8 protein-coding genes are annotated in these 12,699 nt (G+C 71.9%); 1 reads left to right on the top strand and 7 read right to left on the bottom strand.

Annotated elements, in window-relative coordinates:
- Positions 1-129: 129 nt before the first annotated feature.
- The 3 genes from EV371_RS12440 to EV371_RS12430 form a co-directional block, all read right to left on the bottom strand.
- Complete coding sequence (locus EV371_RS12440) at positions 130-783, bottom strand: phosphodiesterase (protein ID WP_130462181.1); 654 nt, start codon at positions 781-783, stop codon at positions 130-132.
- A 224-nt stretch (positions 784-1,007) separates the two neighbouring features.
- Entirely contained in the window at positions 1,008-2,300 is a 1,293-nt protein-coding gene (locus tag EV371_RS12435; RefSeq protein WP_130462180.1) for an MFS transporter, read from the bottom strand.
- A gap of 52 nt (positions 2,301-2,352) precedes the next feature.
- The gene (locus EV371_RS12430; protein WP_130462179.1) at positions 2,353-5,631 is read right to left on the bottom strand and encodes an efflux RND transporter permease subunit; all 3,279 of its coding nucleotides are present in this window, start codon (positions 5,629-5,631) and stop codon (positions 2,353-2,355) included.
- Positions 5,632-5,984: 353 nt separating this feature from the next.
- Between EV371_RS12430 and EV371_RS12425 the strand changes: the two genes are divergently transcribed.
- Positions 5,985-6,578 carry a hypothetical protein gene (locus EV371_RS12425; RefSeq protein ID WP_130462178.1) on the top strand — a complete coding sequence of 198 codons (594 nt, stop codon included), beginning with the start codon at positions 5,985-5,987 and terminating at the stop codon, positions 6,576-6,578.
- Between the two features lie 159 nt (positions 6,579-6,737).
- Here the strand turns inward: EV371_RS12425 and thrC are convergent, their stop codons facing one another.
- The 4 genes from thrC to argS form a co-directional block, all read right to left on the bottom strand.
- On the bottom strand, positions 6,738-7,787 hold the full coding sequence (gene thrC / locus EV371_RS12420; protein ID WP_130462177.1) for a threonine synthase: 1,050 nt from the start codon (positions 7,785-7,787) through the stop codon (positions 6,738-6,740).
- Positions 7,788-8,044: 257 nt separating this feature from the next.
- Entirely contained in the window at positions 8,045-9,394 is a 1,350-nt protein-coding gene (locus EV371_RS12415) for a homoserine dehydrogenase (protein ID WP_130462176.1), read from the bottom strand.
- A 126-nt stretch (positions 9,395-9,520) separates the two neighbouring features.
- Positions 9,521-10,906, bottom strand: a complete 1,386-nt coding sequence (lysA, locus tag EV371_RS12410) for a diaminopimelate decarboxylase (protein WP_130462175.1) — start codon at positions 10,904-10,906, stop codon at positions 9,521-9,523.
- A gap of 64 nt (positions 10,907-10,970) precedes the next feature.
- The gene (argS, locus tag EV371_RS12405; RefSeq protein ID WP_130462174.1) at positions 10,971-12,632 is read right to left on the bottom strand and encodes an arginine--tRNA ligase; all 1,662 of its coding nucleotides are present in this window, start codon (positions 12,630-12,632) and stop codon (positions 10,971-10,973) included.
- Positions 12,633-12,699: the final 67 nt, after the last annotated feature.

Below are 12,699 nucleotides of genomic sequence, written 5' to 3'. Positions count from 1 at the left end.
TAGCGATGTGATATCACGAGGATATCCGGGCAACGCCTCCGCGTCGAGCCCGGCGGGCTCAGGTAGAGGTCAGGCAGGTTCAGGTGAGGCCAAGCGGGTTCAGGTGAGGCCAGGGGAGCTCAGCTGCGGTCAGGAGAGCCGGGTCTGGTCCTCGGCGGCGCCCCGCGCCCGCTGGGAGGAGGCGTAGCTGTTGACCCGCAGCCACTGGAGCAGTCCCCTGGGCCGCAGCTCCGAACCGTGCCGGCCGGCCGGGTCGAAGGCGAGCGCGGCGTCGGTCTCCGCGGGCAGCCGGGTGCCGAAGACGACGTGGCCGAAGGTCCGCCACGGGCCGCGTACCCCGGCTGCCAGCAGGTTCAGCCGGGCCCCGGCACGGGCGGCGAGGTCGGCCACCTCGTCGAGGGAACTCCCGAGGGGACCGTCGGCACACGCCAACAGGTACGTCCGACGCCCGTCGAACCGGTACGCCAGCAGACTCCCGTACGGCCCGGCGAAGTCGCGGCGCGGCACGGGCAGGTGCCGCAGCAGCGGCGGCCGACCGGTACTGGACAGGAGCAGATCGAAGGGGCCACCGGCGAGGTGCAGCCGGACGGCGAGCCCCAGCAGGTCCGGCCAGCCCTCCGGAGTCGGGGTGCCCCGCGAGAGCCGCACGGTCCCCGGGTACCGCCCGGAGCCGCCGGCCAGACCGTCGGCGAGCGGACCCGAGAGCTCGACATCGCCGGTGAACGAGATCCCACGCGGATGCAGCAGCCGACCGCCGCGCCACCGCGCGAGGCGGTTGCTCACCCGAACGCCCGTCACCGTGTCGATACCCCCACCTACCCCCGCAGGCCCCAAATACTCACCGTCGTCGCGTCGCTCCCAAAGGATGCGTGGCCACTCCTTCCCGAAAGCGGCCACTCCTTCCCGGAAAGAGTCCTTACCGCGCCGGCCGCAGCAACTCCTTCCCGGAAAGAGGCGCCACCAGGACGGCGCCGGGAGGCGGCGTGGGCTCAGGAGGCGGCGCGGGCTCAGGAGGCGGCACGGGGTGGATCGGCGGGGATGGGGGTGGACCGGGTGGGGGTGGGACTCTCGTCGGCGGAGGGACTCTCGTCGGCGGAGGGGGCGAGGCGTCGGGTGGCGACCCACCAGCCGAGCGCGTAGACCAGGGTGGTCAGGCCGCAACCGGCCAGCACCACCCGCTGGTCGACGTGGTCCACCACCCCGGCCACCACGAACTGGCTGAGCGCGATGGCCACGGTCGCCAGCATCATGTCGGTGGCGAAGACCCGGCCCCGCAACCGGTCCGGCACCTCGGCCTGCAGGGCGTAGTTGGACATCACCCAGTTGCTGCCGCCGGCCAGGTGCGCGACGAAGACGAGTACCAGCACCAGCGGGAACCACCGGGTCACCGACACGCCGAGGTAGCCGAGCCCGTACAGCGACATCGACAGGGCGAGTCCGGTGAAGAGCCAGGACCGGTGCTTCAGCACCCGGCGCATCAGCAGCGGTCCCACCACCGCGCCGGCGCCGCGTACCGCGAAGAGCAGGCCGGTGCCGATCGGGCCGACCCCGTAGACGGTGGCCAGCAGCGGAAAGACCGTCAGCACGCCGTTGCCGAGTCCGACCGCGCTCTTCACGGTGACCAGTGCCAGCACCCGGGGCCGGTGCCCGATGTAGCGCGTCGCCTCGCCGAGCGCCACCCACGGCCGAGGCACAGCCAGGCCGTGGTCGCGCGGCTGCTGCATGGGGCGGCGGATCAGCCAGGTCAGCCCCGCGGCCACCGCCAGGCCGACCAGGGCCACCCAGAAGCAGGTGTACGGGCCGACGGCGGCGGTCAGCACACCGCCGAGGGACGCCCCGACGATACTCATCGTGCCCCACGCCGAGCCGGCGATCGCGTTCGCCGCGGCCAGGTCCTCCGGATCGACGACGTTCGGCAGTGCCGCCGAGGCGGCCGGCGAGTAGAACGCCTTGGCCACCGCCACCCCGCCGACCGCCACCAGCGCCAGCCAGGCGGTGCCGGAACCGCGTACCCCGAGCAGCAGCACGATCGCGGTCAGCGCGGTGAGGTTCGCCACGATCAGGATTCGCTTGCGGTCCAGCCGGTCCGCGACGGTGCCGGCGTACGGCAGCAGCAGGGCGAGGATGCTGTTGTCGACGGCGAGTACCAGCGCACCCCACACCCCGCTGCCGGTCAGCTCCGGTAGCAGCACCAGCAGCGGCACCATCACGAACCAGTCGGCACCGAAGACCACCAGTTCGGCGGTGAAGAGGCGGCGGAAGTCCCGGTTCCGGGTAAGGACTGAAACTGCAGACGACACGTACCGGAACCCTACCGGCCGTCCCGCGCAGCCGCGGACGACGGCGGACCGGTCAGCTCTCCGGCGGCAGTGGGGACCTCCGGCTCTTCGGCAGCCGGAGCACCTCGAACTGGTCCGTACCGTCGATCAGCGCACCGGATGGCGCGGCCGGCACCGGGCCGGGCGATCCGCCGGCCGGCCCGGCGGCGCGGGCACCGGGACCGGCCGGGACCGGCTCACCGGCCGGTACCCCGGACCCGGCCGCGTCGTCGGGCCCGGCCGACCCCGCGCCGGACCGGCGGCGCCGGATCCGCTCCTTGGTGTTCTCCACCATGGTGTAGAGGGTCGGCACCAGCACCAGGGTGAGCAGCGTCGAGCTGATCAGGCCGCCGATCACCACGATCGCCAGCGGTCGCGAGATGAACCCGCCCTCGCCGGTGAGTCCGAGCGCCATCGGCAGCAGGGCGAAGATGGTCGCGATCGCGGTCATCAGGATCGGTCGCAGCCGGCGCCGGCCGCCCTCGACCACCGCCTCGACCACGCCCATCCCCCTGGCCCGGTACTGGTTGATCAGGTCCATCAGCACGATCGCGTTGGTCACCACGATGCCGACCAGCATCAGCACACCGATCAGCGCCGGTACGCCCAGCGGCGTGCCGGTGGCCAGCAGCAGCCCGATCGCGCCGGTCGCCGCGAACGGGATGGAGACGAGCAGGATCAGCGGCTGGACCAGGCTGCCGAAGGTGGCAACCATGATCACGAAGACGATCGCGATCGCGGCGAGTACCGCCAGCCCCAGGTCGGCGAAGGCCTTCTGCTGCTCGGCGCTGACGCCGCCGATCTCGAAGGTCGCCCCCGGCACCTCGATCCCGTCCAGCTTCTCCCGCAGCGCGGTGGTGGTGGCGCCCAGGTTGGAGCCGGTCGCCTTACCGCTGACCGTCACGCTGCGCTCGCCGTCGATCCGGGTCACCGCGAGCGGCCCCTGCACCTCGGTCACGTCCGCGACGTCGTCGAGCGTCACCACGCGGGCCGGGCCGGGCGGACCCACCGGCAGGGCCCGGAGCTCCTCGATCCCGGCGGGCGGCTGCCCGGTACGCAGCACCACGTCCTGCTGCCGACCGTCCAGTGACACCTGGCCGAGCGGGCTGCCCCTAAACTGCTGCGCGACGAGTTGCCCGACGGCCGCCTCGGAGAGCCCGAGCCGGGCCGCGGCGGCCCGGTCCACCGTGACGTCGATCCGGGGGGCGCTGTCGGCCAGGCTGCTGCGTACGTCGGTGACGTCCGCGACCTCCGACATCGCCTGCCGCGCCCGCTCGCTCGCCCGGGACAGCACCTCCTGGTCGGCGGCGCGGACGATCACCTGAACCTCGTCGACCGCGCCGCCGCCCGGCCCACCGGCTCCGCCGAAGCTGAGTTCACCGACCCCGGTCAGCTTGTCGAACTCGGCCCGGAGCGCGTCCTCGACCTGGCCGGCGTCGGCCTCCTCGGTCAGCGCCACCGAGAAGCTCGCCTCGTTGGCGCCACCTCCGCCGGCGAACGGGTTGCCGCCGCCCCCGCCCACGGTCACCTGGTACGACTCGACCCCGTCGGTGCCGGAGATGACCCGCTCCACCTGCTTCGCGGCGGTGTCGGTCGCGGCCAGGCTGCTGCCGACCGGCAACTCCTGGCTGATGCTCAGGGTGTCCTGCCCGGAGTCGTCCAGGAAGTTGGTCTCCAGGCGGGTGGACAGGCCGAAGGTGCCGAGCAGCACCACCAGGCCGAGGCCGACGGTGAGCCAGCGCCGCCGGGTCGCGAACCGGATCACCGGCAGGTACCCGCGTTGCAGCGGGTTGCGTAGCTCCTTCTCCTCGGCCGCCCGCCGGACCTCCTCCTCGGTCCCGCCACCGTTCGCCGGCCGGAGGAACCAGTAGGCCAGCACCGGGATGATGGTCAGCGACACCAGCAGGGAGGCGAGCAGTGCCACCGTGACGGTGATCGCGAACGGTGCGAAGAGCTGGCCGACGAAGCCGCCGACCAGGACGATCGGGGTGAAGACGGCGACCGTGGTGAGCGTGGACGCGACGACCGCGCCGGCCACCTCGCGTACCCCGCCGAGGATCGCGGTGCGCTTGTTCTCGCCGTACCCGAGATGGCGTTTTATGTTCTCCAGTACCACGATCGAGTCGTCGACCACCCGGCCGACCGCGATGGTCAACGCGCCGAGGGTGAGCAGGTTGAGCGAGTGGTCGCCGATCCAGAGCGCGATCAGCGCCACCACCACCGACAGCGGGATGGAGACCGCGGTGACCAGGGTCGACCGGACCGAGAGCAGGAAGACCAGGATCACCAGTACCGCCATGACCAGGCCGAGCAGTCCCTCGGTGGTCAGGCTCTCGATCGACTTCTCGACGAAGGGCGCCTGGTCGAAGACGACGGTGAGGGTGGCGCCGGAGGCGCCGGAGAGCTCGGCGAGCCGGTCCCGGATGTCATGCGAGATCCGCACCGCGTTGCCGTCCGGGGTGGCGGTGACCATGATCCCGAGGCTGTCCGTGCCGTCGGTCCGGGTGAACGAGGTCGGCGCGGCGAGCTGCTGCTGCACGGTGGCGACGTCGCCGAGCCGGACCGGCTGGCCGCCGGACCGGCCGGGCAGGAAGATGCCGGCGAGTTCCTCCACCGAGTCGATCTGGTCGCCGACCTGGACCGTCCGGGTCTGGTCGGCCTCGGTCAGCGCCCCGGCCGGGATGGTCACACCGTTGGCCCGCAGCGCCTCGCCGATCGCGGTCGGCGCGACGCCGGACGCGGCGAGCTTGACCGGGTCGGGGGTGATCACCACCTGCTCGTCGCGGGCGCCGGTCACCTCGACGGTACGGACACCGTCGATCGACTCCAGCTCCGGTACGACGATTTCGGCGAGCTTGTCCGCCAGGGCCCGCTCGTCACCGTTGCCGGCCGCCGCCAGCACCACCGCCGGCAGGTCGTCGGTGCTGCCGGCGATCACCTGCGGCTCGACGTTCTCCGGGAGCGAGAGCCGGTTCAGGGCGGTCTGCATCTTGTTGACCGCGTCGTCCAGGTCGGTGCCGAACTCGTACTCCACCTGGAGGAGCGCGCTGCCCTCCTGAGATGTCGAGGTGACCCTGGTCAGCCCGGCGATCCCCTGGATGCTGTTCTCGATGGGCTCGGCGACCTGCTGCTCCACCACCTCCGGCCCGGCCCCCGGGAACGGCGCGACGATGAAGGCCGCCGGGAACTCCAGCGAGGGCAGGAGCTGCTGCTTCAGCGACGGTACGGCGTACACGCCGAACCCCGTGACCACGATCGCGATGAGCGCGACAAGTCCTCGGTTGGCGAGACTGAGTCTGGCGAGGAACGACATCAGCGGGCTCACTCCTGGTGATCGAGTTGGCGCGACAGGTACGATCGCGCCCGTTCCGGGGTCGTCGGCAGGAGAAAGTCTGCCTGACCCGGAGCAGCGCCCCGGTGTCGGGGCGTTCGGCGCAGCCTGCTGGTGTGACCGACCCGGACGCAACCCCTGCTCAGCACCATCTCAGCCCGTCGTTCCGACCGGGACGCGGGGCCCGGTCGGGGTCGCTACGGGCGCGCGGATCAGCCGAAGCGGGCGGCCGTGCGGGCCGTGCCCCACCGGTCGGTCGGAGTCGGGCGACGGCCGACAAGAATGTCGGGCCGGGCGCATAGGGTGACCTTCCCTACCATCTGCTGAGGAGCAACGTGACCCGTATCCATCGCGCCCTGCTGGTCATCGGCGCCGCCGTGGGCGCATCGGCCCTGATCCCACCGGCACCCGCCTCGGCGGACACGATCACCAAGCACGCCCACGCCCTGTTCCAGAGCGCCGAGAGCCGGGTGTCGATGGCTGTCGACGTGACCAAGCGGGGCGACGGCAGCACCACGATCGACGTCGAATGGACCGACTACGAGTGCGCGGAGGCGAACGGCGCGTACGTCTGCAACCACGTCTTCCGGAACTCGCACGACGTACCGGTACGCCGCTTCTCGTTCTCGCTGACCGGTGCGACCGTCTCGGCCAGCCTGCCCTACCAGGAAATCCGTCGCACCTGTCGGATCCTCGAGGAGCAGGAGACGTGCACCGAGGAGTACGACGTCGGCGAGACCACCATCCAGGCGACCTGGACTCCCAACACCGAGCCCACCCGCTCCACGCGGATCGACGAGAACGGCCGGACCGTGGTGACCACGAGCGTCGTCACCGCGTTGACCGGCACCGCGTACGGTCTCAGCTACGGTGGCCCGTCGAGCGTCGGCTGGCTCACCAAGGTCCGGACCATCGATCCGACCGCCTGACGGGTCCGGAGTTCCGGCCGGCCGGCGAAACCGCCGTGCCGGCCGGACCGGCGGAACACCGGTGGTGGTCCCGAGAGGGCTCGATCCGACCGTCGCAGCGGCGGATTGGTCGGCACCGCATCGGACGGCGGACCGCAGACGCCGCTCGGGGAGCGCCGGTCAGGCCAGGTCGAGGGCGCGGGCCGCGGTGGGCACGTCGTTGCGGATGGTGATCGGCGACGGGGCGGTGGAGATCGCCCACTCCGGGTCCTTGAGCCCGTGCCCGGTGACCGTGCAGACCACGGTCGAGCCGGCCGGCACCCGCCCCTCGGCGGCCTGTTGCAGCAGCCCGGCGACGCTGGCCGCGCTGGCCAGCTCGACGAAGACCCCCACCTCGCGGGCGAGCAGCCGGTACGCCGACAGGATCTCCCGGTCGGTCACCGCCGAGATCAGCCCGCCGGAGGCGTCCCGGGCGTCGATCGCCTTGGTCCAGCTCGCCGGGTTGCCGATCCGGATCGCGGTGGCGATGGTGGAGGGTTCGCGGACCACCTCACCGGTGACGATCGGGGCGGCGCCGGAGGCCTGGAAGCCGTACATCTTCGGCCGGCGGGTCGCGTTGCCGGCCTCGGTCTCCTCCAGGTAGCCCATCCAGTACGCGGAGATGTTGCCGGCGTTGCCGACCGGCAGGCAGTGGATGTCGGGGGCGTCACCGAGCGCCGAGACGATCTCGAACGCGGCGGTCTTCTGACCGTGCAGCCGGTCGATGTTGACCGAGTTCACCAGGGCCACCGGGTAGTCCATGGCCAGCTTGGCGGCGAGTGACAGGCAGTCGTCGAAGTTGCCGTTGATCTGGAGCAGCCGGGCGCCGTGCACCAACGCCTGGGCCAGCTTGCCCAGCGCGATCTTGCCCTGCGGCACCAGCACGGCGCAGGTGAGCCCGGCCCGGGCCGCGTACGCCGCCGCCGAGGCGCTGGTGTTGCCGGTCGAGGCGCAGATGATCGCCTTGTTGCCGGCCTCGACCGCCCGGGACACCGCCAGCGTCATGCCCCGGTCCTTGAACGATCCGGTCGGGTTGGCGCCCTCCACCTTGAGATAGACGTCACAGCCGAGCCGGGCGGAGAGCACCGGAGCGGCCAGCAGCGGAGTGTTCCCCTCGTTGAGGGTGATCACCGGCGTGGCCTCGCTGACCGGCAGCCGGTCCCGGTACGCCTCGATCAAGCCCCGCCACATGTCGCTCTCCTCGCGTCACGGCCCCGCCCCGGCCGTCGGCGGCGGGCACCTCCTCCACGGTGACCCAGGGTGGCCGATCCGCCGCACCCGCACCACCGGCTAACCATCTGGCGGGACAGGGCCGATCCGGCGGTACGCCGACTGCCGGTCGCCACCGTGACTGCCGGTCGCCACCGCGATTACCGGTCGCCACCAGCTACCGGGTCGCCACCACGGCTACCGGTAGCGGGTGGCAGCTGGCTGACGGTCGCCGCCGGCTACCGATCGCCGCCCTCCACGCGGAGCACGCTGGCGATGGACCGGACGATGTCGAGCCGGCGCAACTCCTCGACGGTGGCGGTGAGCGCGGCGTCCGGTGCGGCATGCGTGACGATCACCAGGATCGCGTCGCCGCCCCGGCCCACCGGTCCGGCCGTGCCGTCCGGCGACCCGGCCGGGGCGGGAGCCTGCCGCACGGTGGCGATCGACACGTCGTGCCGGGCGAAGACACCGGCGACCGCGGCCAGTACGCCCGGCCGGTCGGCCACGTCGAGACTGATGTGGTAGCGGGTGACCGCCTCCCCCATCGGCCGGATCGGCAGCGCCGCGTACGCCGACTCGCTGGGTGCGCGTACCCCGGCCAGGTGGTTGCGGGCCGCCGCGACGATGTCGCCGAGTACGGCGCTGGCGGTCGGTGCTCCCCCGGCGCCGCGCCCGTAGAACATCAGCTCACCGGCGGCGTCCGCCTCGACGAAGACCGCGTTGAAGGCGTCGCCGACGCTGGCCAGCGGGTGACTGACCGGGATCATCGCCGGGTGCACCCGGACGCTGACCGAGTCGGTGCCGGCCGAGTCCGGGCCCCGGGAGGCGATGCAGAGCAGCTTGATGGTGCAGCCCATCGCCTTGGCACTGGCCACGTCGGCGGCGGTGACCTCGGTGATGCCCTCCCGGTACACGTGTGCGGCGGTGACCCGGGTGTGGAAGGCCAGCGAGGCCAGGATCGCCGCCTTGGCGGCCGCGTCGAAGCCCTCCACGTCGGCGGTCGGGTCGGCCTCCGCGTAGCCGAGTTCGGTCGCCTCGTCCAGCGCCTCGGTGAAACCGGCGCCGGTGGCGTCCATCGCGGAGAGGATGAAGTTGGTGGTGCCGTTGACGATGCCGGTGACCCGGGTGATCGAGTCACCGTGCAGCGACTCGCGCAGCGAGCGGAGCAGCGGGATGGCCCCGGCCACCGCCGCCTCGTAGTAGAGGTCGGCCCCGCCCTCGGCGGCCGCGTCGTGCAGCACCCCGCCGTCCTCGGCCAGCAGCGCCTTGTTGGCGGTGACCACGCTCTTGCCGGCCCGCAGCGCCTCGGTCAGCCAGCTCCGGGCCGGCTCGATCCCGCCGACGACCTCGATCACCAGGTCGATGTCGTCCCGCTTGACCAGGCCGAGCGCGTCGGTGCTGAACAGCGCCGGGTCGACCGGCAGCTCACCCCGGTCCCGGCCGAGCCGGCGAACCGCGATCCCGGCGATCTCCAGTGGCGCACCGACCCGCGCGGTCAGATCTGCGGCCTGTTCGTGCAGGAGGCGCACCACCTCCGCGCCGACGGTGCCGCAACCGAGCAGAGCCAGACGGACCGGCTTCGTCATCAAGAACCGCCCGCGAGGTCCCTGGCTTTCGCCATCGGGAGGGCTGGGCGATCGGGCGTGGCGCCGGTTGTCGGCATGGCGTCGAACTCCTCTGTGGGCCGGAACTGTCGGATGCGGCTGGACGCGTCAACCCACATCCAGTGCCAACAGATCGTCTTCGGTCTCCCGCCGGACGATCAGCCGCGCGCGACCGTCCCGGACCGCCACGACGGGCGGCCGGGGAACATGATTGTAGTTGCTGGCCATGCTCCGGCAGTACGCGCCCGTTCCGGGTACGGCGAGAAGATCTCCTGGCTGCACGTCAGCGGGCAGGAATTCATCCTTCACCACCACATCCCCGGCTTCGCAATGCTTTCCCACCACCCGGGCCAGAATCGGCTCGGCGGTGGACCGCCGGGAGGCGACCGTCGCCGAGTACGAGGCCCCGTACAGCGCGGTACGGATGTTGTCACTCATCCCGCCGTCGACGCTGACGTACGTGCGGATCCCGTCCACGTCCTTGACCGTGCCGACCTCGTAGAGGGTGAGGACGGCCGGACCGATGATCGCCCGACCGGGCTCGATCGAGAGCCGGGGTACCGCGAGCCGCAGCCCCTCGCACTCCCCGTCGACGATCTTGTTGATCCGCTTCGCCAGATCGTGCGGCGTCGACGGGTCGTCCTGGGTGGTGTACGCGATGCCGAACCCGCCGCCGAGGTCCAGCTCCGGCAGCTCGACCCCGCGCGCGTCCCGGATCTGCGCCTGGAGGCCGAGGATCCGCCGGGCGGCCACCTCGAAGCCGCTGGTGTCGAAGATCTGCGAGCCGATGTGCGAGTGCAGCCCGCGCAGTTCGAGCACGTCGTCGTCGAGGATCCGGAACGCGGCGGCCGCCGCCGCACCACCGGCCAGCGAGAAGCCGAACTTCTGGTCCTCGTGCGAGGTGGCGATGAACTCGTGGGTGTGCGCCTCGACCCCGACGGTGACCCGGACCAGCACCTCCGGGCGGACGCCCCGGTCCCGGGCCAGCGCGGTCAGCCGGTCGATCTCGTGGAACGAGTCGACGACGATCCGGCCCACCCCGGCGTCGACGGCCCGGGCCAGCTCGGCCGGGGACTTGTTGTTGCCGTGGAACCCGATCCGCTCCGGCGGCATGCCGGCGGCCAGTGCCACCGCCAGCTCCCCGCCGGAGCAGATGTCCAGGAACAGGCCCTCCTCGGCGATCACCCGCACCACGGCCCGACAGATGAAAGCCTTGCCGGCGTAGTAGATGTCCTGGTCCGGGAAGGCGGCCCGGAAGTCCCGGCAGCGGGACCGCAGGTCGTCCTCGTCGAGCACGTAGGCCGGGCTGCCGAACTCCGCCGCCAGTTCGCGGACGTCGAGGCCGGCGACCACGAGGGCGCCGTCGGCGTCGCGCGTGACGTTGCGCGGCCACAGTTGCGGCACCAGCGCGTTGACGTCCTCCGGGGTACGCAGCCAGGCCGGCCCCCGGACCCCGAGGTCGCCGTGCAGTGCCCCCGCTTCGTGAGCGCGCATTTCCGTTTCCCTCCGCTACGCGCGTGTTACCGGCCGGCCCGTCGGGCCGGAAGCCGAGACTGACTCACATCTGTTCCGGCGCCGAGACGCCGAGCAGCGCCAGCCCGTTGGCCAGGACGATCCGGGTCGCCTCGACCAGCCAGAGCCGGGCCTGGGTGAGCTGCTCCGACACCGGCTGGCGGCCGAGCGGCAACACCTGGCAGGCGTCGTTGAACCGGTGGTACGAGCCGGCCAGCTCCTCAAGGTAGCGGGCGATCCGGTGCGGTTCCCGCAGTTCGGCCGCGGTGGCCACCACCCCGGGGAACTCGCCCAGCGACTTGAGGAGGTCGTTCTCCTTCTCGTGGCTGAGCAGGCCCGGGTCGAAGTCCTCGCCCCGGCTGATGCCGAGACCGACGGCGCGGCGCAGCATCGACGCGATCCGGGCGTGCGCGTACCGCACGTAGTGCACCGGGTTGTCGTTCGAATGCTTGGTGATCACCTCGATGTCGAGGGTCAGCGGCGAGTCGGTGGAGGACCGGGCCAGCGAGTAGCGGGCCGCGTCCACGCCGACCGCGTCGACGACCTCGTCCAGCGTGATGATGTTGCCGGCCCGCTTGGAGAGCCGGACCGGCACGCCGTTGCGGACCAGGTTGACCAGCTGGCCGATCAGGATCTCGATGTTGAAGTCGGGGTCGTCCCCGGCACAGGCCGCGATCGCCCGGAGCCGGTTGACGTAGCCGTGGTGGTCGGCGCCGAGCAGGTAGACGCACTTGTCGAAGCCGCGCTCCCGCTTGTTGATGTAGTACGCCGAGTCGGCGGCGAAGTAGGTCAGCTCGCCGTTGCTCCGGATCAGTACCCGGTCCTTGTCATCCCCGAAGTCGGTGGTGCGCAGCCAGATGGCGCCGTCGGCGTCGTAGACGTGGCCCTGCTCGCGCAGCCGGCCCAGGGCGTGCTCGACGGCACCGCTGTCGTGCAGCGTGCGCTCGGAGAACCAGACGTCGAAGTGCACGCCGAACCGCTCCAGGCTGGCCCGCATCTCGTCCAGCATGAGCTGGTAGCCCCGGTCCCGGAAGACCGGCACCGCCTGCTCGGCCGGCAGGTCGAGCAGATCGGGGCGCTCGGCGACGATCCGCTCGGCGATCTCGTTGACGTACTCGCCGGCGTAGCCCTCCTCGGGGGTCGGCCCGCCCGTCGCCGCCGCGTACAGCGACTGGCCGAACCGGTCGATCTGGGCGCCCGCGTCGTTGACGTAGTGCTCGCTGGTCACCTCGGCGCCCGCGGCGGCGAGGATCCGGCGCAGCGAGTCTCCGACGGCCGCCCACCGGGTGTGCCCGAGGTGGATCGGGCCGGTCGGGTTGGCCGAGACGAACTCGAGATTGACCCGCTGCCCGGTGAGCCGGTCGCTGCGCCCGTACGCCTGACCGGCCTGGACCACCTCCCGGGCGAGCTGTCCGGCGGCGGCCGGGTCGAGCCGGAGATTGAGGAAGCCGGGCCCGGCGATGTCGACCGACTTCACTCCCGGGGTCCGGACCAGCTCCTCGGCGAGGGCGGCGGCCAGCTCCCGGGGCGGCAGCCCGACCCGCTTGCTCAACTGCAACGCGACGGTGGATGCGTAGTCGCCGTGCTCGGGATTCCGGGGTCGCTCCAGCGTCACGGACTCGGGCAGCACCGAGTGATCCAGCCCACGCCGGTCGAAGACGGCATGGGCGGCGGCGAGAACGGCCTCGGCGAGATTGGCGGGAGTCACCGAACCATGCTAGCGGGGGTAGACTCGGTCACTCGGTGGCGACCCTGCGCGTGTGTGGCCCGCCATC

The sequence above is a fragment of the Plantactinospora sp. CNZ321 genome, assembly GCF_004217235.1.
The sequence above is the reverse complement of the archived record's forward strand: the minus strand, read 5'-3'. Positions and strand labels throughout refer to the sequence as shown.